20 protein-coding genes and 1 pseudogene are annotated in these 21,633 nt (G+C 67.7%); 10 read left to right on the top strand and 11 right to left on the bottom strand.

Going from position 1 to position 21,633, the window contains the following annotated elements; all coding sequences use genetic code 11:
• Positions 1 to 236: 236 nt before the first annotated feature.
• From QCD75_RS13970 to QCD75_RS13960, 3 genes are all read left to right on the top strand, one after another.
• The gene (locus QCD75_RS13970) at positions 237 to 905 is read left to right on the top strand and encodes a DUF5134 domain-containing protein (protein ID WP_301229570.1); all 669 of its coding nucleotides are present in this window, start codon (positions 237 to 239) and stop codon (positions 903 to 905) included.
• A gap of 630 nt (positions 906 to 1,535) precedes the next feature.
• Positions 1,536 to 1,862, top strand: coding sequence for a DMT family transporter (locus QCD75_RS13965; RefSeq protein ID WP_301229569.1), 327 nt, complete (start codon positions 1,536 to 1,538; stop codon positions 1,860 to 1,862).
• Positions 1,863 to 1,885: 23 nt separating this feature from the next.
• Positions 1,886 to 2,305, top strand: a complete 420-nt coding sequence (locus QCD75_RS13960; RefSeq protein WP_301229574.1) for a DMT family transporter — start codon at positions 1,886 to 1,888, stop codon at positions 2,303 to 2,305.
• 111 nt (positions 2,306 to 2,416) lie between these two features.
• Here the strand turns inward: QCD75_RS13960 and QCD75_RS13955 are convergent, their stop codons facing one another.
• From QCD75_RS13955 to QCD75_RS13945, 3 genes are read right to left on the bottom strand one after another with little or no spacing between them, the layout of a single operon-like run.
• Positions 2,417 to 3,052, bottom strand: coding sequence for a LutC/YkgG family protein (locus QCD75_RS13955; RefSeq protein ID WP_301229568.1), 636 nt, complete (start codon positions 3,050 to 3,052; stop codon positions 2,417 to 2,419).
• Entirely contained in the window at positions 3,049 to 4,575 is a 1,527-nt protein-coding gene (locus QCD75_RS13950; RefSeq protein ID WP_301229567.1) for a LutB/LldF family L-lactate oxidation iron-sulfur protein, read from the bottom strand. Before QCD75_RS13950 ends, QCD75_RS13955 begins: the two co-directional genes overlap by 4 nt.
• Complete coding sequence (locus tag QCD75_RS13945) at positions 4,572 to 5,375, bottom strand: (Fe-S)-binding protein (RefSeq protein ID WP_301229565.1); 804 nt, start codon at positions 5,373 to 5,375, stop codon at positions 4,572 to 4,574. Before QCD75_RS13945 ends, QCD75_RS13950 begins: the two co-directional genes overlap by 4 nt.
• 188 nt (positions 5,376 to 5,563) lie before the next feature.
• Here QCD75_RS13945 and QCD75_RS13940 point away from each other — a divergent pair, with 188 nt between their 5' ends.
• Both QCD75_RS13940 and QCD75_RS13935 read left to right on the top strand, forming a co-directional pair.
• Positions 5,564 to 7,300, top strand: a complete 1,737-nt coding sequence (locus tag QCD75_RS13940) for an L-lactate permease (protein WP_301229563.1) — start codon at positions 5,564 to 5,566, stop codon at positions 7,298 to 7,300.
• A 73-nt stretch (positions 7,301 to 7,373) separates the two neighbouring features.
• A complete protein-coding gene (locus QCD75_RS13935; protein ID WP_301229561.1) occupies positions 7,374 to 8,120 on the top strand; it encodes a FadR/GntR family transcriptional regulator in 747 nt (248 codons plus the stop codon).
• 35 nt (positions 8,121 to 8,155) lie between these two features.
• Here the strand turns inward: QCD75_RS13935 and QCD75_RS13930 are convergent, their stop codons facing one another.
• A complete protein-coding gene (locus QCD75_RS13930) occupies positions 8,156 to 8,560 on the bottom strand; it encodes a hypothetical protein (protein ID WP_301229559.1) in 405 nt (134 codons plus the stop codon).
• 124 nt (positions 8,561 to 8,684) lie between these two features.
• On the opposite strand from QCD75_RS13930, the gene QCD75_RS13925 reads away from it, so the two are divergent.
• The 3 genes from QCD75_RS13925 to QCD75_RS13915 all read left to right on the top strand — a co-directional run bounded on the left by QCD75_RS13925 (position 8,685) and on the right by QCD75_RS13915 (position 10,630).
• Positions 8,685 to 9,119 carry a hypothetical protein gene (locus QCD75_RS13925; protein ID WP_301229557.1) on the top strand — a complete coding sequence of 145 codons (435 nt, stop codon included), beginning with the start codon at positions 8,685 to 8,687 and terminating at the stop codon, positions 9,117 to 9,119.
• Positions 9,120 to 9,150: 31 nt separating this feature from the next.
• A complete protein-coding gene (locus QCD75_RS13920) occupies positions 9,151 to 9,765 on the top strand; it encodes a hypothetical protein (protein ID WP_301229555.1) in 615 nt (204 codons plus the stop codon).
• An 82-nt stretch (positions 9,766 to 9,847) separates the two neighbouring features.
• Positions 9,848 to 10,630 (top strand): alpha/beta hydrolase, encoded by a 783-nt coding sequence (locus QCD75_RS13915; protein WP_301229553.1) that lies wholly within the window; start codon positions 9,848 to 9,850, stop codon positions 10,628 to 10,630.
• A 21-nt stretch (positions 10,631 to 10,651) separates the two neighbouring features.
• Here the strand turns inward: QCD75_RS13915 and QCD75_RS13910 are convergent, their stop codons facing one another.
• Both QCD75_RS13910 and QCD75_RS13905 read right to left on the bottom strand, forming a co-directional pair.
• The gene (locus tag QCD75_RS13910; protein ID WP_301229551.1) at positions 10,652 to 13,063 is read right to left on the bottom strand and encodes an excinuclease ABC subunit UvrA; all 2,412 of its coding nucleotides are present in this window, start codon (positions 13,061 to 13,063) and stop codon (positions 10,652 to 10,654) included.
• 62 nt (positions 13,064 to 13,125) lie between these two features.
• A pseudogene (locus QCD75_RS13905) lies at positions 13,126 to 13,521 on the bottom strand (FadR/GntR family transcriptional regulator); the annotation flags it as partial.
• Between the two features lie 45 nt (positions 13,522 to 13,566).
• Here QCD75_RS13905 and QCD75_RS13900 point away from each other — a divergent pair.
• Positions 13,567 to 13,851 carry a hypothetical protein gene (locus QCD75_RS13900; RefSeq protein ID WP_441005488.1) on the top strand — a complete coding sequence of 95 codons (285 nt, stop codon included), beginning with the start codon at positions 13,567 to 13,569 and terminating at the stop codon, positions 13,849 to 13,851.
• 5 nt (positions 13,852 to 13,856) lie between these two features.
• Here QCD75_RS13900 and QCD75_RS13895 read toward each other — a convergent pair whose 3' ends face one another.
• Together QCD75_RS13895 and QCD75_RS13890 are read right to left on the bottom strand one after the other, a co-directional pair.
• Positions 13,857 to 14,537, bottom strand: coding sequence for an HD domain-containing protein (locus QCD75_RS13895; RefSeq protein ID WP_301229547.1), 681 nt, complete (start codon positions 14,535 to 14,537; stop codon positions 13,857 to 13,859).
• Between the two features lie 121 nt (positions 14,538 to 14,658).
• Positions 14,659 to 15,702, bottom strand: coding sequence for an NAD(P)-dependent alcohol dehydrogenase (locus QCD75_RS13890; RefSeq protein ID WP_301229545.1), 1,044 nt, complete (start codon positions 15,700 to 15,702; stop codon positions 14,659 to 14,661).
• A gap of 193 nt (positions 15,703 to 15,895) precedes the next feature.
• On the opposite strand from QCD75_RS13890, the gene QCD75_RS13885 reads away from it, so the two are divergent.
• Entirely contained in the window at positions 15,896 to 16,828 is a 933-nt protein-coding gene (locus QCD75_RS13885; RefSeq protein ID WP_301229544.1) for a helix-turn-helix transcriptional regulator, read from the top strand.
• Here QCD75_RS13885 and QCD75_RS13880 read toward each other — a convergent pair.
• From QCD75_RS13880 to QCD75_RS13870, 3 genes are read right to left on the bottom strand one after another with little or no spacing between them, the layout of a single operon-like run.
• Positions 16,794 to 18,554 carry an acetyl/propionyl/methylcrotonyl-CoA carboxylase subunit alpha gene (locus QCD75_RS13880; RefSeq protein ID WP_301229542.1) on the bottom strand — a complete coding sequence of 587 codons (1,761 nt, stop codon included), beginning with the start codon at positions 18,552 to 18,554 and terminating at the stop codon, positions 16,794 to 16,796. The two genes, QCD75_RS13885 and QCD75_RS13880, sit on opposite strands and share 35 nt — an antisense overlap.
• Entirely contained in the window at positions 18,554 to 20,203 is a 1,650-nt protein-coding gene (locus QCD75_RS13875; protein WP_301229540.1) for a 5-oxoprolinase/urea amidolyase family protein, read from the bottom strand. The genes QCD75_RS13880 and QCD75_RS13875 overlap by 1 nt, the downstream gene beginning before the upstream one ends.
• A 33-nt stretch (positions 20,204 to 20,236) precedes the next feature.
• On the bottom strand, positions 20,237 to 21,574 hold the full coding sequence (locus QCD75_RS13870; RefSeq protein WP_301229538.1) for an MFS transporter: 1,338 nt from the start codon (positions 21,572 to 21,574) through the stop codon (positions 20,237 to 20,239).
• Between the last annotated feature and the right edge of the window lie 59 nt (positions 21,575 to 21,633).

Raw genomic sequence — 21,633 nt, 5'->3', positions numbered from 1 at the left:
TCGGCCACCCCCTCCGATCACTGCAACTCAACAACCACAAACCACTGCAGCTCCGAAACCGGACAAACAGCGCACTAAGCGACACAGCAGAAACCAAGCTGCAGCATGCCACGGGGGGCTGGAGCTGAACGAACTGGAGCTGGAGAAATGGCAGCCCTAAATATACGGTCCCCGGTGCTGGCGCCAGCCGCACCGGGGACCGTTCCCGTCCCTACCCAAACCACAGTAGTGAGAGCGTGATCGGTGTGTTAAATATCCCCGCAGTTACCTGGACCCTCACGGTCATCCTGCTGCTTAGCGGAAGCTACTACTTACTGCAGGCTGCGAAGTCCCACACGCGCACCGACCAGATCAACAAAAGCCTCCACGCCCTCATGAACGTCCTGATGGCTGCCATGTTATGGAACCTGGCGCCGTCGACCATCCTGGCTCAGATCGCAGTCCTCACCGGCGCGGCACTATGGTTTGTCATCCAGGCCGTAGCCCGGCCCGAATTCAAGATACTATGCGCGGGTAGCCAGGGCCGGCTGAAATGCGGTTACCACAGCCTCAGCATGGGCGGCGCTGCCTTCATGATCGCAATGATGACTCATACGGTTGCCAGCCCTGGAAACGCTACTAACGCCAGCGGTATGTCAATGTCACACGGCCACCACGTGATAGCAGGCGGAAACCACAACACAGCCGCAACAGCAATTGACCAGCAGCCCACGTTGGCGATCCTGTTGACCGTGCTCTTCGGAGCCGCGGCAGTCATTTTCCTTGTCCTTCTACTGCGCAGCCGGAAAACGGCAAACACCCGCCGCAAAGCGGCATCCCGCCGATTCTCCCTCCGTACAGAACACGGATTCGAAGCCCTCGGCGCAACCATTATGGCCCTCATGTTCGCCACCATGTCGGCTTGAGCGGACGTCCCTCATGCTGGGATATGACACTGGAGATGTTCATCCTATGAATAAGAATGATTCGCTTCGGCCTGTACGTATCTTGAAAGATGCCGGAAAGAAGACCATAACCAGCGCCACCAGGCCGTCCCGTCGGTCTCCTCCGGCCGCAATGCCAGCCCTTCGAGCGGCGGACGCGGAACTTGAGAGGGGCGACGTGGTCCCCGCCATTGATGCCTCCACAAGCAGAAAGCAGCGGGCCATGAGAACCCGACCCCCAAGTGTGGTCCGAACCAACACTGATCAATACCTCATAGAAAAGATTTGCCACTTAAGCCTCGACCGGAGAGTGCTTCTTCTGCACCGGACCGGAGACGGATTGAGCGCGCACAGTACCCCGGGGCCTTCCGTTTCAGAACGCGGGAGGCCCCGGTACCAGGCATCTGGGCAATTGATCCTCAGGCAAAGCCCGGTTCCGACAAAAGTGACCTTTGTTGCTGACCGATGGCGTGGCGCCCCAATGAATATGTGGGCCACCAACCCGGTCGCTCTGCCTCGGGCGTTGCCTTGCCGGAAGCAAGGCTCCGCAGCGGACCTTCAGAACGACGGTTCAGTACCCGGCGGGCGACAAGACCGGCCAAAGCAGCTCTCATGTCGTGGCTGATTCTCATTCTTTCGGGGTCGCTGGAAGCTGTTTGGGCGGCAGCATTGCACCGGGCACTCCAGGCCTCAGGTAGGCGCAGGCTCGCACTCGCCCTTCTCTTCCTGCTCTCCGTCCTTGCCAGCATGGCCGGCCTCGCCATCGCCATGCAGTCCATCCCCACCGGCACGGCTTACGCAGTATGGGTGGGCGTGGGCGTGGTGCTGACCTCGACCTACGCCATCATGAGCAAGGCGGAGCGCCCGACGGCCGGGCGCCTGCTGCTGTTGAGCGGCATCGCCGCCTGTGTGGTCGGACTGAAGGTGGTGGCGCGGTGACTCAGCGTTCACTGGCTTGGCTGATGCTGTTGGGTTCCGCCGTGTTGGAGGCCGTTTGGGCCACCGCTCTGGGCCTCTCCGGCAACCTCACCATCCTTTTACCCACCCTTGTTTTCGCCGTGACGGCGACCCTCAGCATGGTCGGGCTGGGCCTGGCAATCCGCTGTATTCCGCTCGGTACGGCTTACTCCGTCTGGGTGGGGATCGGCGCTGCGTTGACGGTTGGCTGGGCCATGGCCACGGGAAACGAATCCTTCAGTGTCCTCAGACTCTTTTTCATCGTGGGGATTGTGGCCTGCGCGGCCGGGCTGAAAGCGCTTCCGGCGCTTGCGCATGACAAGTCCCCCACTCACACCATCCGACGGATTGTCCCCGGCTACCCGTCGTCGGAAATGAGCGCCCCCCGCGTAACCGACGGTGAGGAGACTCGGCGGCCGGTTTAGGCCATTGTTAGCAATTCCCCGAGACGGTGAGCCGTGGAGTCTCACTGAGCAAACCGGACGGCCATCCGGCGGTCTTCGACGTTCCCTATCTTTCAGCGGTCGCTGCCCGGCTCACCGGGCGATGATGACGTCGAGCTTCCGGGGGCCGTGAACACCCTCGACGCGTTCGAGTTCGATGTCGCTCGTGGCGCTCGGACCGCTGATCATGGTGAGCGGCCGGGTGCCGTCGATCCGCCGCAGCGCCTCGGGCAGGATGCCGGCAATGTCGGCGGCGTTCACGACGCAGATGTGGTGGTCCGGGACGAGGCTGATGGCGCGGCGGCCCTGGTTGGGGCTGCCGTCCAGGATGATGGTCCCGGTTTCGGCGACGGCGACGGCGCTGCCGGTCACCACGGCGTCAATGCCGTCGAGCTCTGCGACACTCAGCGGCGCGGCGGTGGAATCCAGGTGGCGCCGGCGCTCACCGGACTCGTGGTCGAGTCCGGTGAGCCAGCCGGCGTCGACCCCTGTGGGCACAACGTAGCTTTGCGCGCCGGCGAGGAGTTCCGCGATCCGTGCCGGCACCCCGGCCGCGTCCACCACGGATACCTGCGCCTTGTAGTCGATGAGGCGGTCCACCAGCAGCTCGATCAGCGCCGACTCATCCAGCGGGGATGTTTGCCGGTATTGGCGCGGGATCTGCGGCGCCTCGGGGTTGTCCTTCAGGGCGGTGCGGATCCGGCCGAGGATTTCTTCGCGGGCGCTCATGGCTGGTCTTCCTTATCTTGGGACGGCTCGGGGGCGCTGGACGTGTCCGGTTTCCGGTGTTCCTTGGCCCACCAGCTGCGGAAGGATTCCCGCGGGGGCGCCGGAATGTCCCGGCTTTGCGTCCAGCCGGCGGCGATGCCGGGCAGTTTGGTGATCTTCTTGTCGGGGCCTGCAACCAGGCGTCCCAGCGGGAGCCCTTTTTCGATCATCCCCAGCCGCTTGCCGGAGGACAGCGCCCAGGACGCGGCCTTCATCCCGGCGTCCATCTGGCTGGGCAGTTTCTTCTTCCCCCGTTTGCTGTCCACATCCACGCTGCGCAGGTGCACCAGGATGTCCGGAATGTTGATCTTCACCGGGCAGGCATCGTAGCAGGCCCCGCAGAGGGAGGACGCGTAGGGCAGCGAATTGTTCTCCTCTGCCTGGATGCCGGTCATCAGCGGTGAGAGGATCGCGCCGATCGGTCCGGGATAGGTGGAGCCATAGGCGTGGCCGCCGGTGCGCTCGTAGACGGGGCAGACGTTCATGCAGGCGCTGCAGCGGATGCAGTGCAGCGCGGATCGTCCCATTTCGTCGGCCAGCGCGGCGCTGCGGCCGTTGTCGAGCAGCACCAGATGCATGTTCTGCGGTCCGTCGCCTTCTGTGACGCCGGTCCAGAGCGAGGTGTAGGGGTTCATCCGTTCCCCGGTGGAGGAGCGCGGCAGCAGCTGCATGAACACTTCTAGGTCCTGCCAGCTCGGCAGCAGCTTCTCCACGCCCATCACCGTGATCAGGGTCTCCGGCAGCGTCAGGCACATGCGGCCGTTGCCCTCGGATTCGACGACGGCGAGGGTGCCGGAATCGGCGAGGGCGAAGTTGGCGCCGGAGACGGCGACTTTGGCGGAGAGGAACTTACGCCGGAGGTGCGCGCGGGCGGCCATGGCCAGCACTGCCGGGTCGTCGGTGAGCTGGGGATCGGCCCCCGGCATTTCGCGCAGGAAGATGTCGCGGATTTCGGTGCGGTTCTTGTGGATCGCCGGGACCAGGATGTGGCTGGGCTTGTCGTGGTCGAGCTGGACGATGAGTTCGGCGAGGTCGGTTTCGAAGGCCGTGATGCCCTGCTCTTCGAGATACTCATTGAGCCCGATCTCCTGGGTCGCCATGGACTTGACCTTCACGACTTCGGTTTCCCCGGTGTCGCGGACCAGTCCCGCGACGATGGCGTTGGCTTCGTCGGCATCGCGGGCCCAGTGGATGACTCCGCCGCGGGCCGTGAAGTTTTCTTCGAACTGTTCGAGGAGTTCGGGAAGCCGTGCCATCACGGATTCCTTGATCGCGCTGCCTGCGTCCCGCAACTGCTCCCAGTCCGGCAGTTCGGCAACCATCTTCAGCCGCTTGTCGCGGATGGTGTGGGTGGCGTGTCCGAGGTTTGCGCGCAGCTGAGCGTTGCCAAGCTCGCGGTGCGCCGCCGTCGGAAACGATTCGGAGGCGAACAGGTTGCCCGTGCCGTAGACGGGCAGGGAGGGCATGCCCAGGAAGGTGCTCATCGGGTTGCCTTTCCGGTGGATACGCGGACTTCGCCGCTGACGGACGCCGGTTCCTCCGCGGTGCTGGCGAGGATTTCGGCGAGGTGCAGGGTGGTGACGGCGCTTCCCTGGCGGGACAGGCCGCCTCCGATGTGCATCAGGCACGAGGCGTCCCCGCCGGTGCACAGTTCGGCACCGGTTGCCGCGATGTTGGCCGTCTTGTCCTCGAGCATGGCAGAGGAGACGTCGGCGTTCTTCATGGAGAATGTGCCGCCGAAGCCGCAGCACTGGTCTGCCTCCGGCAGATCCGCCAGGTCGATGCCCTGGACGCTGCGCAGCAGCTGGGCCTGCCGGTCCCCCAGCCGGAGCAGGCGCATGCCGTGGCAGCTCGGGTGGTACGTGACACGGTGCGGGAAGAACGACCCGAGCTGCGCCCCGGCGTCGGTAACACCGAGAACGTCGACCAGCAGTTCGGAGAGCTCGTACGTTTTGGCGCCGACGGCGGCGGCCCGGGCCTCGAGGGCCTTGTCCCCGCAGGAGCGGGCCACCATCGGATGCTGGTGCTTGACGGAGGCAACACAGGAGCCCGACGGCGCGACGGCGACATCGTAGTCCGCGGTGTCGAAGGCCGCGACATGGTTGGCGACGACGGGGACCGCTTCCTTGAGGTAGCCGCTGTTGACGTGCATCTGCCCGCAGCAGGCCTGGCCGGACGGGAACACGACCTCGTGCCCCAGCCGTTCCAGAATTTTCACCGTGGCACGGGCCGTGGCCGGATACATCGCATCCACGATGCACGTGGCGAACAAGGCAATTCTCATGAAAGCCCTTTCGAGGAGCCTAGGAACATGTGGTCAGACCATAGTACAACACGTGATCCCCGCCACTTCCAACCCTGGATCCGGGAGTGAATCCGCTCACATCGGCGGTGAGATGTGCGCTACACTCTCATGGTCCGACCACAGTGGTCTGACCATAGACCAGTCGTCTCTCAACGTGGAGGAACTCCGTGGACCACTTCACCCCCAGCACCGACCCGGTGCTTAACAGCGTGGCCTGGTCGGCCATCGTGGCCCTGCTGCCGCTGCTTACCTTCTTCATCCTGCTCGCCGTCGTCAAGACCAGGGCGCACGTGGCAGGGGCCTTCGCGCTGCTGGCGGCCCTCGTGGTCGGCATTGTTGCCTTCCACATGCCGCCGGGCCTGGCAATCCTCTCGGCAACGCAGGGCGGGGTCTTCGGCGCGTTCCCCGTGCTGTGGATCGTCATCATGGCCGTCTGGCTCTACCAGGTCACGGTGCTCAGCGGACGCTTCGAAGACCTCCGCCGCGTGTTCGACGTGATCGGCGGGGGCGACGTGCGCCTGCAGGCGCTGCTGATCGCGTTCTGCTTCGGCGGCCTGCTTGAGGCGCTGGCCGGGTTCGGCGCACCGGTCGCCATCACCGCCACCATGCTCCTCGCCCTGGGACTGCCGCCACTGCGCGCCGCCGCCGCCGTCCTGGTGGCCAACACCGCCCCGGTAGCGTTCGGCGCCATGGCCATCCCAATCACCACCGCCGCCGGCCTCACCGGACTGCACGCCACGGACATTGCGTCCATCGTGGGCCGCCAGGCACCGCTGCTGGCAACGTTCGTGCCGCTGATCCTGCTCTTCATCCTTGACGGCCGCAGGGGCCTGAAGGACTGCTGGCCCGCCGCGCTCGTCGTCGGTTTCTCCTTCGCCATCGCACAGTTCCTCTGCTCCAACTACTTCTCCTATGAGCTCACCGACATCATTGCCTCCCTCACCGGCCTGGGCGTGGCAGTGCTGTTCTTCCGCGTCTGGACACCGAAGGGCAGCATCGCGGCACGCGAGCGTCTCGGCGTAGCTTCCGCCGCCGCGCAGAACGCGGCCCACACGCCCGCCGGAGGCTCACGCAGGGCAGCGGCCGTGGCCGTCACGGAAAAGCCCGCCGGCGGTCTGACGCCGACGCGCACGTGGCTCGCCCTGTTCCCCTACTTCCTCGTGATCGTCGTCTTCGGCATCGCGAAGCTGTGGAAACTGGGCGTGGATGTCCCGGCATTCCTCGCCTCGACCGACGTCAAGATCCCCTGGCCCATCCTGCACGACGCCCTGGTTGACGCCGCGGGCAAACCCGTCTCCTCCACCATCTACTCCTTCCAGTGGCTCTCCACCCCCGGCACCCTGCTGCTGATCACCGGACTGATCGTCGCCTTTGTGTATTCGAAGTACGACGACGGCGGCCGCTTCCGCGTCACGGTCGGCGACGCTGTGATGGAAATCGGGCGCACCATTTTCCGCATGCGCTGGGCAGGCCTGACGATCATTACCGTCCTCGCCCTGGCCTACGTGATGAACTTTTCCGGGCAGACGGTCTCAATCGGCACCTGGCTGGCCGGAACCGGCACGTTCTTCGCGTTCCTCTCCCCCGTCCTGGGCTGGATCGGCACCGCCGTCACCGGCTCGGACACCTCGGCTAACGCACTGTTCGCCAAGCTTCAGCAGACCGCCGGACTGAAGGCCGGAATCGACCCGAACCTTCTGGTGGCCGGAAACACCTCCGGCGGCGTGGTCGGCAAGCTCATCAGCCCGCAGAACCTCGCGATCGCGGCGTCCGCAGTAAACCTTGAAGGCCAGGAGTCAGTGATCCTGCGTAAAGTAGTCGGGTGGAGCGTGGCTCTGCTGCTGGTGCTCTGCACTCTGTCCTACCTGCAGTCCACCCCTGTCCTAAGCTGGATGCTGCCTTAGCCTCCGGCCCTCCCGCAACGGGGAGTGCGGGCGGGTCTCCCTGCCCGCATTCCCCCGCCCGAAGGAAACGCCCGTGACCACCGCTGAAGCAGGAGCAACCCCCCGCCGTCGAACCCATGACGCGCTCCTGAAGGACATCGAAGCGGACCTGCGCTCGGGCAAGATCAAGGTCGGGGACCGGCTTCCGGGCGAACGCACACTGGCGGAGACGTACGGTATTTCCCGGGCGTCCGTGCGGGAGGCCATCCGGGTCCTTGACGCCATGGGCGTGCTGCGCAGTTCGGTCGGATCCGGTCCCACGTCCGGGGCGATCGTCATTTCCGACCCGTCCGCGGGATTGTCCTCTGCTCTGCGGCTGCATGTGGCCAGCAGTCGGCTTCCGGTCGAGGACATCGTCCAGACCCGCATCCTGCTCGAGACCTGGACGGCCCGGGCCGGCGCGGACCGGACCGGAGGAGATGAGGACCTGGAGCAGGCAGCCCGGTTGCTGCGGGCCATGGACGACCCGGAAATGGACCGCGACACCTTCCACGAACTCGACGCGCGGTTTCACGTGGCGCTGAGCTCACTCGCCGGCAACACTGTGGTCGCCACCATCATGGAATCCCTCAGCGGCTCGATAGTCGGCTACGTCAAGGGGGCGATGGACGCGATGGAGGAGTGGCCGGAGGTTTTGTCCGTGCTGCGGACCCAGCACCACGGCATCTTCGACGCCGTCCAGGCACACGACGGGGAGCTGGCCGCCCGCCTTCTGCGCGAGCACATTGAGTGGTTCTACCGGCAGGCGCAGGAGGCGACAGCGGCCCAGGCCGCGCCCTGAAACAGGCCTGAAGAACCGAGTCCCGGCCGGAGCGCCTACTTGCCGAGGAACGTCCGATAACTGCTCAAGGAACCGGTCCCGGAATACCCCAGATCGGCCGGCGAGAGCGCCGAAACCCCGTCCGCTGAAATCACCTGGACCGCCAGGCTTACTTCCGGGTCGCCGGCCGCGGCGTCCACAATCGCCGGAAAAGCATCCCGAAGGACACCCATCATGGTTTCCCGGTCCGAGGTGTCGGCGTGCAGAAAGACATCCCCGCTCCGGCCCATGCCGCCGGAGGACTTGTAGCTGGCGTCCACCCTGGCCACATGAGCCACCGGTCCGGCCGCCGCCTGGTACTTGGCGGCGTAATCCGTGTCCGAGGTTCCCGGTTTCGCCCCGCAGCCCGCCAGGGCCATGGCCAGCAGTCCCACGGTCAGTGCGGTGACAATCTTTCGCATGTCCCGACTCTAGTCTTTGCGGCCAGTACCGCTTCCAGCGGCGAGCCTGGAATCTGTCTAGACTGGCGCGATGAGGTCGAAGTGGGGGATCTGTCGCTCTGCCGTGGTGTTCATGGTTGCTGGCATGCAGCTGACTGCCTGCGGCATGGCCGACGTCGTTTGCCCGGCGGTTGGCTGGGTCAGCACCATCACCGTGAGACTCGAGGGCGACGTCACGGCGGTATCCAACTTGGAACTGTGCACCGCGGAAGGCTGCTCCGTCCCTGATCTGGCCACGCCCCAGCCCGCATCACCGAAATCAGAGGTTCCCGACTCGCCGGGTCCTTCACCGTCGATGGCTCCCTTCGCCGCCTCCCAGACGGCGGTCAATGCCTGGCTGTTTACCGTTCGGGGCCTATTGCCGCACGAAGTGACAACCCGGGTGCTCGCCAACGACGGCAGCCTGCTCGCCCAGCAGCAGTCCCGGCTGGAATGGACGAGGGTCGGCGGCTCAGAGAAATGCGGCGGGCCCCTGACAACACATCCCATCACCCTCCAGCTCTCCGGCCGGCCGCAGTGACCGCGGGCACCCACCCACGAAAGGATCACCCATGACCTTCTTCCAGGATTTCCCGGTGCCCCCCGCGCCTCCGCGCGGACGGGCAGTGAAGTACGTGCCGCCGGTCTGGGCCGGCCCCCCGGAGTACGAGCTCCCGGCCGTCTTGCACATCGGCCAGTTCCTGCACCTGAGTCCAACCATGGTGGTCGCCGTCAAGAGCGCGGCGGTGTTTTCCACGGGTTGTACGTTTGATGTGTCCTGGACCATCCGCCGGGCCGAACGGACCGACGAGGAGTGGGCGGATCTCAACGAAGTGTTTTTCCGGCCCGGACCCGGCCCCCGCAGGGGCTCCGGCGCGGGTTCGATGCTCCTGTTCGGCGCGGCTTTCCCAGACGGTTCAAAGTCCAGCACCGGCGCGCACCCACACGGGTTCTTCGAGAGCACAGAGGAGCCTGCCCCGCCGGTCCTCCTGCTGAGAAACGGCGGCGGGAGCGGCGGCGATGACGAGTTCTCCGGCTCAGGAATCCTCTGGCTCTGGCCGCTGCCGCCGGCGGGGGAACTCCGCATGGTCGCACAGTGGAAGGACTTCGGCCTGGAGGAGTGCTCCATTGTCCTGGACGGCGCCCAACTCCGGGACGCAGCCTCCGGCGTGCAGAAATTCTGGTGAGGGGCGTGTCGGGCCAATGAGCGGCGTCGCGGGATCACCGGGGCTTTCCCGACGGAGCCTGCTGGGGCTCGGAGCCGGGGCCGTGGCAGCCGCGTCGGTCGCGGGCTGCGCAGGCGGGACGTCCCCCGGCCACGCACCGCCCGTCGCCATGCGCACGGGCAACTTCACCTCACGGTTCCGGCCGCAGGAACCGACCGGCTGGTCCATGGCCTTGCCGGAATCCGCCGGCGGGACGCCGCCCGGCTCCCTGCCCGTGGCGCTCTTCCTGCATGGCGCGCACGCGGACCACCGCATGGTTTTCGAGGACCTGGATGCGGCTCAGGTTTTGGCGCAGCACATGGCGCGCGGAGGCGCGCCCTTCGCGATCGCTGCCGTGGACGGAGGCGAAACCTGGTGGCACCGCCGTGCGTCGGGCACAGACACGCAGTCCATGCTGGTCGAGGAGTTCCTCCCCTTACTGGCCGGCCAGGGGGTCGACACCGGCCGGCTGGCGCTTTTCGGGCTGTCGATGGGCGGGTTCGGCGCCCTGCTCCTCGCCGCCCGGCACCGCCTCCCCGGTCTCCGCGCCGTGGCCGCGATGAGCCCGGCCGTCTGGAGCCAGTACGACCCGGGCCGGTCCGACAACTTTGACAGCGCCGCGGACTTCGCGGCCAACGACGTCTTTGCCCTGCGCCCGAAACTGGAGCCACTGCCGAAAAGAATCGACTGCGGCACAGCCGACAGCCTGCTTTTCAGCGTGCAGGACTACGTGAAGGACCTTCCCGGTGAACACGAGGGAGGCTTCCAGTCGGGCGGCCACGACAGCGGCTACTGGCGCTCCATCCTCCCGGACGTCGTGGGTTTCCTGGGCCGGAACCTGGCGTGATGCCGGTGCCGAGGGCCCCGGTCAGCTGCCGACGTAGGCCGCCAGGTGCTCGCCGGTGAGGGTGGATCGGCCCGCGACGAGGTCCGCGGGGGAACCCTCGAAGACGATCCGGCCGCCGTCGTGGCCGGCGCCGGGGCCGAGGTCGATGATCCAGTCGGCGTGCGCCATGACGGCCTGGTGGTGCTCAATGACGACCACTGACTTGCCGGCGTCGACGAGCCGGTCGAGCAGGCCCAGCAGGTTCCGGACGTCGGCGAGGTGCAGGCCGGTGGTGGGTTCGTCGAGGACGTAGACGTCACCCTTCTCTGCCATCTGGGTGGCCAGCTTGACGCGCTGACGCTCGCCGCCGGACAGGGTGGTAAGCGGCTGGCCGAGGGTGAGGTAGCCGAGCCCGACGTCCACGAGCCGGCCAAGGATCTTGTGCGCCGCCGGCGTCCGCGCCTCCCCGTCGCCAAAGAACCCCTCGGCCTCTGTCATCGACATTGCCAGCACTTCGGAGATGTTGCGGCCGGCCAGCTTGTATTCCAGGACTGAGGCCAGGAACCTCCTGCCCTCGCAGTCCTCGCACGTCGACTCGACGGTGGCCATGACTCCGAGTTCGGTGAAGATGACGCCCGCGCCGTTGCAGGTGGGGCAGGCGCCTTCCGAGTTGGAGCTGAACAGCGCCGGCTTCACGCCGTTCGCCTTGGCGAACGCCTTTCGGATCGGCTCAAGGAGGCCTGTGTACGTCGCAGGGTTGCTGCGCCGCGACCCCTTGATGGCACCCTGGTCGATCAGCACAACACCGTCGCGGCCGGCCACGGAGCCCTGGATCAGCGAGCTCTTGCCGGACCCGGCCACGCCTGTGAGCACGCACAGCACGCCGAGCGGGATGTCGACGTCGACGTCCCGGAGGTTGTTTGTCGACGCGCCGCGCACCTCGAGCGCGCCCGACGGCGTCCGCACCGTCTCCTTGACCGTGGCCCGGTCGTCGAAGTGGCGGCCGGTGATGGTGTCACTGACCCGCAGGTCCGCCACGCTTCCTTCGAAGCAGATGCTGCCGCCCTCGGTGCCTGCGCCGGGACCGAGGTCAACGACGTGGTCAGCGATGACGATGGTCTCCGGCTTGTGCTCGACGACAAGAACCGTGTTGCCCTTGTCCCGCAGCTGCAGCAGCAGCAGGTTCATCCGCTCGATGTCGTGCGGGTGCAGGCCGATCGTCGGCTCGTCGAAGACGTAGGTGACGTCCGTCAGGGACGAGCCAAGGTGCCGGATCATCTTGGTCCGCTGCGCCTCTCCGCCGGACAGGGTGCCCGCCGGCCGGTCCAGCGAGAGGTACCCCAGCCCGATTTCGGCAAACGACTCAAGCAGGTGCCGCAAACCCTTGAGGAGCGGAGCGACCGATGGCTCGTTGAGCTCACGGACCCAGGTGGCCAGGTCGCTGATCTGCATCTCGCACAATTCGGCGATGTTCTTGCCCTGAATTTTCGAGGACCTGGCTTCCCGGCTGAGCCTCGTGCCGTTGCACTCGGGGCAGGCTTGAAACGTGATGGCGCGGTCAACGAAGGCCCGGATGTGGGGCTGCATCGCGTCGACATCCTTGGAGAGCATGGACTTCTGGATCTTCGGGATCAGGCCCTCATAGGTGAGATTGATGCCCTCGACCTTGATTTTGGTCGGCTCCTTGTAGAGCAGATCGTTCATTTCCTTTTTGGTGTACTTCGCGATCGGCTTGTCCATGTCGAAGCCGGCGCCGCTGAAGATGCGCCCGTACCAGCCGTCCATGCTGTAGCCGGGAATCGTCAGGGCACCCCCGCTGAGGGACTTGCTGTCGTCGAAGAGCGCTTTGAGGTCGAAGTCAGAGACTGAGCCCATGCCCTCACACCGCGGGCACATCCCGCCCAGGTAGACGGCGTTTTGGACAACGCTCTTCTCCACCCGGCCGCTCTTCTCGGTGCTCATCACCCCGCTCGCTTTCCGCGTCGGGACGTTGAAGGAGAACGCGGTGGGGGGTCCCACGTGCGGGGAACCCAGGCGGCTGAAGAGGATCCGGAGCATGGCGTTGGCGTCGGTGGCTGTCCCCACGGTGGAGCGGGGGTTCGCGCCCATCCGCTCCTGATCGACGATGATCGCCGTCGTCAGCCCCTCCAGGAAGTCGACGTCGGGCCTGGCCAGGCTGGGCATGAAGCCCTGCACGAAGGCGCTGTAAGTTTCGTTGATCATCCGCTGCGATTCCGCCGCGATGGTGGCGAACACCAGGGAGCTCTTCCCCGAGCCGGAGACGCCGGTAAACACGGTCAGCCGGCGCTTCGGGATCTCAAGGGTGACGCCTTTGAGGTTGTTCTCACGCGCGCCGACCACCCGGATCAGGTCGTGGGTGTCGGCGACGTGCGGGGGCCCGTTTACGGAGCCGTCTGTGCTGGTGGTGGCTGCGATCGCCGGGGTGATGCCCATGACGGTCATGCTAGCAGGGGATCAGGCGGTGCAGGCGGCCTTGCGGGGTCCTTTTGGGGAGCCTATTTCAACAGGGCTACATCGGAGACCAGGACAATGTGCTCCAGCATTGCGGCCGCTGCGCCCGGGGCATCCTTGGCCCTGATCGCATCGGCGATCTTGCGGTGCGAGGCCAGCGATTCCTCCGGCCGGCCGGGCTGCCCCAGTGATTCGAGACGCGTTTCCAGGATCATTCCGGCGATGAAGGTCATCAGCTGGGCCAGCACGCCCGAATGAGCGGCGGCGGTCACGGCCTGGTGGAACAGCTCGTCGCCACGGGCACCCCGGGCGCCTGAGGCAACTTCCTCGGCCATGGCATCGAGTGCGCGGTCGATTGCCTTCATGTCGTCCGATGTGCGCCGGGCCGCGGCAAGCTCGGCCAGTTTGACCTCGAGCGTGCTTCGCGCCTCGACGATCTGGCCCTGTTGCCGGCGGACCGCACCGTCACGGCCCAGCACGCGTGGTTGTCGCCCCTCCCGCCGGAAGGCGCCAGCGCCAGCGTGCACCGGACTCCCGACTTTGCGCCGGCCATTTCCGAGGCACAGGGCGTCAATGTGGCAGCCCTTTACGCCAACGGGCTGGTGGACCACATCGTGGACGAACGCACCGACGCCGCGCTCGAGGGCAGGGCGTTCTGCCGGCGCCCGGGAGAGGCCATCGAGTACGAACTGGCCAGTCTTTCCCCGGTGGGAATTGAGGAGCTGCTGACGCGCAGGCTGGCGAAGTATCACCGGCTGGGCTTGGGGTAGGGGCCTCAGCCAGGCAGCGCCTGGCGCTGCGGCCACAGGGTCACGGACTCCAGCGCGGACAGTGCCCGGGCCATCGCCTGGGCCTCTGCGGTGAACAGATGCCCGTGGACGCGCTGGCTGCAGAGGCGGAGGGCCTGGCCGCGGTCCAGGCCGAACCAGTCCATCACGGTGTCGATGCCGTGCGGGCTGAGCCGCCAGGTCTTGTCCGCGTCCTTGACGATGGCGTCCTCGATGGAGAGGGCCTCGCGGCGGGAGTCGTGGCCGTCGATGATGGCCAGGATGGCCGGCACCTTCCCGGCGTCGTACCCGGCCGCGGCGAGGATTCCGGCGGCGAGCCGGGCGCCTTCCTTCTCGTGCAGCAGCACCAGGTCCGGCCGGCCGCCGCCGGGCGCAATAGCTGCCAGGACTTCGGCCGGGGGCACCTGCGACCAGCCGATGTCATGCAGCATGATCGCGGGGAGGGCGACAGCGGCGTCCGCCTCCGGGTGCGCATCGAGCAGGGCGCGGGCCAGCCCGAAGGCGTAGAGCGTGTGGGCGTCGTTGTCGCGGACTAACAGGTACGGTGCCGCAAGGTTCCAGATGGCGGCCAGTTCCGGCGCCAGGACAACGACGCCGTCGGGCTCAGCCTCGATACCCGCGGAAATGTCCAGGCCGGAAAAATTGGCGTCAGGCTGCAGTTTGGTCATCCCGCCAGCGTGCCCGCCCGACAGGCTCCCGGCAAGGCCGGGCTTCCGCCCAGCGGAAAGCCCCCGGCCAAAGGAAAGGGCCCGGCCGGTACGAACCGGCCGGGCCCTTCCATGCCTGGACCTACACCAGGGTGGAGGTGTCAATCACAAAGCGGTACCGCACGTCGGAGGCCAGCACGCGCTCGTAGGCCTCGTTGATCTTCTCGGCCGGGATGACCTCGATCTCGGCGCCGAGGTGGTGCTCGGCGCAGAAGTCGAGCATTTCCTGCGTCTGGCGGATGCCGCCGATCATGGAACCGGCAAAGGAGCGGCGTCCGGCGATCAGCGCGAACGCGTTCACGGGCAGCGGCTCGGCCGGGGCGCCGACATTCACCAGGGCGCCGTCGAGGGTCAGCAGCTGCAGGTAGGAGCTGATGTCGATCGAAGCGCTGACCGTGTTGATGATCAGGTCGAAGCTGCCGGCGAGGTCGGTGAAGGTGTTCTCGTCGCTCGTGGCGAAGTAATGGTCCGCGCCGAGGCGCAGGCCGTCTTCCTGCTTCTTCAGCGACTGCGAGAGCACCGTGACCTCGGCACCCATGGCGTGGGCGATCTTGACGGCCATGTGGCCCAGACCGCCGAGTCCGACGATCGCGACTTTCTTGCCGGGACCGGCGTTCCAGTGGCGCAGCGGCGAGTACGTGGTGATGCCGGCGCAGAGCAGAGGTGCGGCGACGTCGAGCTCAATGCCCTCGGGGATGCTGACGACGAAGTCTTCGGTCACCACGACGTGGGTGGAGTAGCCGCCCTGGGTGATGGTGCCGTCACGGTCGACGGCGCCGTAGGTGCCGGTGTTGCCCTTGAGGCAGTACTGCTCCTCGCCCGCAAGGCAGTTGACGCACTCGCGGCAGGAGTTGACCATGCAGCCGACGCCGACCCGGTCGCCCGTCTTGTGCTTGGTGACGGCCGAGCCGACCTCGGTGACGATGCCGGCGATTTCGTGGCCCGGTGCCAGCGGGTAGGACTGCGGTCCCCAGTCACCGCGGACGGTGTGGATGTCGGAGTGGCAGATGCCGGCGAACTTGATGTCGATCAGGACGTCGTGGGGACCAACGTCCCGGCGCTCGATGGTGGTCGGAACGAGGGGTTCCGTCGCCGAGGTGGCGGCGTAAGCATTAACGGTAAGCATGAGTCTCCTGCTTGTGGATGGTTCAGGGGAGGTTGCCCCGGCGTCCGGCACCGGTCAGGTGCGGCCTTTAGGCCCGGTCGTCATCGGGGGCACTATCCATCAAACACCAAACAGCGGCCGGTGAGGGAGGCCCTGCTGATAGGGGTACTGGCAGTGACTCCCTTACGGCGCCGCACCCTCTAACGTTGATGGCATGGACAACCAGAGCGAGACCCGGGACTTCCTGGCCACTCGGCGGGCGAAAATCACCCCCGAACAGGCGGGACTTCCGGTCTACGGCGGCAACCGCCGCGTCCCCGGATTGCGGCGCGGGGAAGTGGCGATGCTGGCCGGAGTCAGTGTCGAGTATTACACCCGGCTGGAACGCGGAAACCTGTCCGGAGTGTCCGAGGGCGTCCTGGAAGCCCTGGCGAGGGCGCTGCAGCTGGATGAGGCGGAGCAGGCCCACCTGTTCGACCTGGCCCGGGCCGCCAGCACCAGCCGCAGGCCGCAGCGGCGCCGCGCCACCGCCCAGCCGGTCCGTGCGAGCATCCAGCTCATGCTCGACGCCATCACCAACGCCCCCGCGTTCGTGCGCAACGGGCGCCTGGACATTCTGGCCGCCAACCAGCTCGGCTACGCCCTTTACTCCGAGATGTACGCCGGCCCGGTCCGGCCGGCCAACCATGCCCGGTTCATCTTCCTGGACAACCGTTCCTACGGTTTCTATCCGGACTGGGACCGCGCCGCGAATGACACGGTAGCGATTCTGCGCACCGAGGCCGGCCGCGACCCCTACGACCGCGGCCTGACCGACCTCGTGGGGGAACTGTCCACCCGCAGCGAGGAATTCCGCACCCGCTGGGCGGCCCACAATGTGCGCCAGCACTACACCGGCATCAAGCATCTGCGGCACCCGGTGGTCGGGGACCTCCACCTCCTGTACGAGGCCCTGGAGCTTCCAGCCGACGACGGGCTGTCGCTGCTCGTCTACGCCGCCGAGCCCGGTTCAACCACCGCGGACGCCTTGCGGCTGCTCGCCAGCTGGGCCGCGACTCAACAGTCGGAGACGCGGGCCGAGGCAGAGCCGGAACAGCCGCAGCCGTCGGCGGCTACCCGATCAGGGCAAGCACCGCTCCAGCAGTAACGACGCCGCCGGCCTCCGCGCGGACGCCCGTGACGGTCCCGCCGCGGTGGGCGGAGACCTGGGTTTCCATCTTCATCGCTTCGAGCACGACGACGGGATCCCCCGCCGCGACTTCGGCGCCCGGTGCGACGAGCCACTTCACCACGGTGCCAGCCATGTCGGCGCGCAGCTCCCCGGGATCAGCGCCGGCAGCTCCGCCGTCGGACGGTCCGTCCACGGAAACCCCCGCAGGAAGCGGGCCGCCCGAGCGGGCCCAGCCGTCCAGCAGGTCCGCCGGCAGGCCGACGGCCATCCGGCGGCCGTCCACCTCGACCGTGATGGTGCGGCGTTCGCCGTCGGGCGCTGTGGTGCTAAAGCCTGGATCGGCGGGGATGGAGCTACTGTCTGCGAAGTCGGTTTCGATCCAGCGGGTGTGGATGCCGAGGCCGGTGTCGGAGGTGAAGTCCGGGGATTCGAGCACCGCGCGGTGGAACGGCAGCACTGTGGCCACCCCGGTGATGCTGATTTCGGCGAGGGCCCGGCGGGCGCGGCGCAGCGCCTGCTGCCGGTCGGCGCCGGTGACGATCAGTTTCGCCAGCAGCGAGTCGAACTGCGGCGGGACGAAGGAGCCGGAGCGGACGCCGGTGTCGACCCGGATGCCGGGGCCGGTGGGGCCGTGGAACTCCTCCACGGTGCCGGGCGAGGGCAGGAAGCCGCGCCCGACGTCCTCGGCGTTGAGCCGGAATTCGAAGGAGTGTCCGCGCGGCGCCGGATCCTCCGTGATGCGCAGCGGTTCCCCGGCGGCGATGCGGAACTGCTCCTGGACGAGGTCGATCCCGGTGGTTTCCTCGGTGATGGGGTGCTCCACCTGCAGGCGGGTGTTCACCTCGAGGAATGCCACGGTGCCGTCGGCGGCGACCAGGAATTCCACGGTGCCGGCGCCGGAGTAGCCGGCTTCGCGGCAGACGGCCTTGGCGGCGTCGTAGATCTGGCGGGTCTGCTCGTCGCTGAGGAACGGCGCGGGGGCCTCCTCCACGAGCTTCTGGTGCCGGCGCTGGAGCGAGCAGTCGCGGGTTCCGACGACGACGACGTGGCCGTGGGTGTCCGCGAGGACCTGCGCCTCGACGTGCCGCGGACGGTCGAGGTAGCGCTCCACGAAGCATTCGCCACGGCCGAAGGCGGCGACCGCCTCGCGGACGGCGGAGTCGAAGGCTTCCTCGACCTCGTCGAGGGCGCGGACCACCTTCATGCCGCGGCCGCCGCCGCCGAAGGCCGCCTTGATAGCCATCGGCAAGCCGTGCTGTTCGGCGAAGGCGCGGGCCTCCGCGGCGGTTTCCACCGGGCCGTCGCTGCCGGCGACGAGCGGTGCGCCGGCGCGGACGGCGGTCTCGCGGGCGGTGATCTTGTTGCCGAGCAGGCGGATGGCGTCCGGGGTGGGGCCGATCCAGGTGAGCCCGGCGTCGAGGACGGCCTGGGCGAATTCGGCGTTCTCGGACAGGAAGCCGTAGCCGGGGTGGAGGGCGTCGGCGCCGGATGCGGCCGCGGCGGCGAGCAGCTTGGGGATGTTGAGGTAAGTGTCCGCGGGCGAGTTGCCACCCAGGGCGTAGGCCTCGTCCGCGGCCGAGACGTGCAGGGCGTCGGCGTCGATGTCCGCGTAGACAGCAACGGAGGCCAGCTGGGCGTCGTCGCAGGCCCGGGCGATCCGGACGGCGATTTCACCGCGGTTGGCGATCAGGACCTTGCGCATCAGTAACTCGCTTCTTCTTCGGGGGTGGGGGGTTCGGGGGTAGCGGCTTCGACGGCGGAGTCGACCCAGCGGAAGCGGATCCTGCCGCCGATCGGGACCTGGGCGGCGAGGTCCAGCTGGGAATCGACCACCACGGCGATCACCGGGTAGCCGCCGGTGATGGGGTGGTCGGCCATGAACAGAACGGGGAGTCCTTCGGGCGGGACCTGCAGGGCCCCGGCGACGGTGCCTTCGCTGGCGAGTTCGCCCTGGCGGCTGCGCTGCAGCGGGTTTCCCCGCAGGCGCATGCCGACCCGGTTGGACTGCGGGGTCACTTCCCAGTCCTGGCCGCTGAAGGACGCCAGCGCGGCGGCGTCGAACCAGTCGGCGCGCGGGCCGGGGACGACGTCGAGCACGGTGACGCCGGTGCAAGGGAAGTCCGGCTGCAGTTCCGGGTGCCCGACGACGCCGGACTCGGCCTCCCCGCCGGCGGCGACAAGCTGACCGGCGGCCAGCGGCGCGGGGCCGATCCCGGACATGGTGTCGGTGGAGCGGCTGCCGAGGACGGGGGCGGCGTCCACTCCGCCGCGGATGGCGAGGTAGCTGCGGAAGCCGCGTTCCGGGGCACCGATGGTCAGGGTTTCGCCGTCGAGCAGGGCGAACGGGGTGGCCATCGGGACGGTCCGCAGGAACGGTCCGGAGTCCTCCCCGGAAGGCGTCCCGATGGTCAGTTCCGCGGGAGCCCCGGCGACGGCGAGGACCTGGTCGCCAATGGCCTGCACGGCGAGGCCGCCGGCGACGGTCTCCACCGCGGCGGCCGACGGCGTGTTCCCGACGAGCCGGTTGGCCCGGCGCAGCGAGGCGCGGTCCAGCGCGCCGGCGGAGGAAACGCCCAGGCCGGAGTGGCCATGGCGTCCGAGGTCCTGGATCAGGCTTTGCAGCCCTGGAGAGACGACCCGCAGGCCGGACGTCAGCCCCGGCGCAGGGACCCGGGCAGGGTGTTCCGGCGCCAGTGTGACGATTTCCCGGACCGCCCGGAACTGGACCTGGTGGCCGGGGGCGGCCAGGGCGGGCTGTTCCCGGTCCAGGTCCCACATCTTGGCACCGGTGCGGCCGATCAGCTGCCACCCGCCGGGCGAGCGGCGCGGGTAGACGGCCGAGTAGTTGCCGGCCAGCGCCACCGAACCGGCGGGGACGGCGGTGCGCGGCGAGCTGCGCCGCGGCACTTCGAGCACCTGGTTCTCCCCCATCAGGTAGCCGAAGCCGGGGGCGAAGCCGGCGAAGGCCACGGTCCAGATCTGCCCGGTGTGGGCGGCGATCACGCCGTCGGCCCCGAGCCCGGTCAGCTCGCCCACCTCGGCGAGGTCCTCGCCGTCGTATACGGTGTCGATGAGCACCAGCTCGCCGTCCGGCTGCTTGGGCGCGGTGAGGTCAAGCTGGAGCAGACGCGCGGCTATCCGCCGGGCCGCGACCGGCGAATCGGCGGTGACCAGGACCGTCTCGGCCGCGGCCAGGACATCCAGCTGGCCCGGCAGCGGCTTCTCGAGGAGCAGCCCCTGCAGTGCCAGCACGTCCTGGGTTCCGGAGAGCTCGGCGAGTACCGCGCGGGTTCCCACCGCCCGCACGGAGCGGACCTTTTGTACTGCCAGGGTTTCCATAGCTGCCTTCATCGTTGCCGGTGCGTCGGGTAGGGTCCGCGCCGCTTAGGCGTGGGCTTCCTGCAGGAGGCGTTCTTCTTCGTGGGTCTGCGGGTTCCTGCCCAGGGCCAGCCCGACGACGGTCACGATCGAGGCAAGCGCGAGGTAGCCGGCGATCAGGTACCAGTTGCCGGTGGCGGCGTAAAGGGCGGTGAAGATCAGCGGTGCGACGGCGCCGCCGATCACCCCGGCCAGGGTGTAGGCCAGCGAGCTGCCGGCGTAGCGCAGCCGGGCCGGGAACTGCTCGGTGATGTAGGCGGCCTGCGGGCCGTACATGAAGGCGTGGAAGGCCAGGCCGATCACGACGCCGAGGGTGAGCATGGCGACGGACTTGCCCTGGATCATCCAGAAGAACACCGGGATGTAGAGTGCGGTGCCGGCGGCGGCGATGCCGTAGACGAGGCGGCGGTTGAAGCGGTCCGTGAGGGCGCCGGCGGCGGGGATCAGGAACAGCTGGAACGCGGAGCCGATCAGGATGGCCGCGAGCACGTTGCCGGTGGTCATGCCCAGCGCCTTGGTGGCGTAGACGGCCACAAAGACGGTGAAGAGGGCGTAGAGCACGTCGGGGCAGACGCGTGACAGGGCGGCGGCGACCAGCGCGCGGGGTTCCCTGGTGAAGACCTCCTTGATCGGGGCCTTCGGCTGCTCGCCGTGGGCCTGGATGGCCTTGAAGACGGGGGTTTCCTCAAGCTTGAGCCGGATGAGGAGGCCGAAGACCACCAGCAGGGCGGAGGCGAGGAAGGCGACGCGCCAGCCCCAGCCGAGGAAGGCTTCGCTGCTGAGGGTGGCGGCCAGAACAGCCAGGACGCCGTTGGCCATCAGGTTGCCGGCCGGCGGGCCGATCTGGGCCGCGGAGGACCAGAAGCCGCGTTTGTTGGCATCGCCGAATTCGCTGGAGAGCAGGACGGCTCCGCCCCACTCGCCGCCGACGCCGATGCCCTGGGCCAGGCGCAGCAAGACCAGGAGGATGGGCGCCGCGATACCGATGACCGAGTAGTCCGGCAGCGCACCGATCAGCACGGTGGCGATGCCGATCAGCATCAGGGTCACGACGAGGACGTGCTTGCGTCCGATTTTGTCCCCGAGCCGGCCGAAGATCACGCCGCCGATGGGGCGGGCCAGGTAGCCGACCGCGAAGGCGGAGAAGGAGAGCAGCAGGCCAACGAACTCGTCGTTGCCGGGGAAGAAGATCTTGGGGAACACCAGGGCCGAGGCCACGGAGTAGATCGCGAAGTCGTAGTACTCCAGCGAGGTGCCGGTGAGGCTCGCGACGTAGGCCTTGAGGGCGCCGGGCGGCAGCTTCCTCTTGCTGGCGGCCGGGGTGGCCTGATGCGGTGCGGTCATGATTTTCCTCCGGGGTGCGGGTGCTGCCTGTGCGGGGCGGGTGTGATGTGCGGCGCCTG

Source organism: Arthrobacter sp. PsM3 (genome assembly GCF_030433895.1).
Lineage (GTDB): Bacteria > Actinomycetota > Actinomycetes > Actinomycetales > Micrococcaceae > Arthrobacter.
The sequence above is the reverse complement of the archived record's forward strand: the minus strand, read 5'-3'. Positions and strand labels throughout refer to the sequence as shown.

Excerpts from the sequence above, each read along its gene's own strand:
- QCD75_RS13965 (WP_301229569.1), top strand. The coding sequence starts at position 1,536 with ATGTCGTGGCTGATTCTCATTCTTTCGGGGTCGCTGGAAGCTGTTTGG.
- QCD75_RS13960 (WP_301229574.1), top strand. The coding sequence starts at position 1,886 with ATGCTGTTGGGTTCCGCCGTGTTGGAGGCCGTTTGGGCCACCGCTCTG.
- QCD75_RS13955 (WP_301229568.1), bottom strand. The coding sequence starts at position 3,052 with ATGAGCGCCCGCGAAGAAATCCTCGGCCGGATCCGCACCGCCCTGAAG.
- QCD75_RS13950 (WP_301229567.1), bottom strand. The coding sequence starts at position 4,575 with ATGAGCACCTTCCTGGGCATGCCCTCCCTGCCCGTCTACGGCACGGGC.
- QCD75_RS13945 (WP_301229565.1), bottom strand. The coding sequence starts at position 5,375 with ATGAGAATTGCCTTGTTCGCCACGTGCATCGTGGATGCGATGTATCCG.
- QCD75_RS13930 (WP_301229559.1), bottom strand. The coding sequence starts at position 8,560 with ATGCGAAAGATTGTCACCGCACTGACCGTGGGACTGCTGGCCATGGCC.
- QCD75_RS13925 (WP_301229557.1), top strand. The coding sequence starts at position 8,685 with ATGCAGCTGACTGCCTGCGGCATGGCCGACGTCGTTTGCCCGGCGGTT.
- QCD75_RS13920 (WP_301229555.1), top strand. The coding sequence starts at position 9,151 with ATGACCTTCTTCCAGGATTTCCCGGTGCCCCCCGCGCCTCCGCGCGGA.
- QCD75_RS13910 (WP_301229551.1), bottom strand. The coding sequence starts at position 13,063 with ATGGGCATCACCCCGGCGATCGCAGCCACCACCAGCACAGACGGCTCC.
- QCD75_RS13895 (WP_301229547.1), bottom strand. The coding sequence starts at position 14,537 with ATGACCAAACTGCAGCCTGACGCCAATTTTTCCGGCCTGGACATTTCC.
- QCD75_RS13890 (WP_301229545.1), bottom strand. The coding sequence starts at position 15,702 with ATGCTTACCGTTAATGCTTACGCCGCCACCTCGGCGACGGAACCCCTC.
- QCD75_RS13885 (WP_301229544.1), top strand. The coding sequence starts at position 15,896 with ATGGACAACCAGAGCGAGACCCGGGACTTCCTGGCCACTCGGCGGGCG.
- QCD75_RS13880 (WP_301229542.1), bottom strand. The coding sequence starts at position 18,554 with ATGCGCAAGGTCCTGATCGCCAACCGCGGTGAAATCGCCGTCCGGATC.
- QCD75_RS13875 (WP_301229540.1), bottom strand. The coding sequence starts at position 20,203 with ATGAAGGCAGCTATGGAAACCCTGGCAGTACAAAAGGTCCGCTCCGTG.
- QCD75_RS13870 (WP_301229538.1), bottom strand. The coding sequence starts at position 21,574 with ATGACCGCACCGCATCAGGCCACCCCGGCCGCCAGCAAGAGGAAGCTG.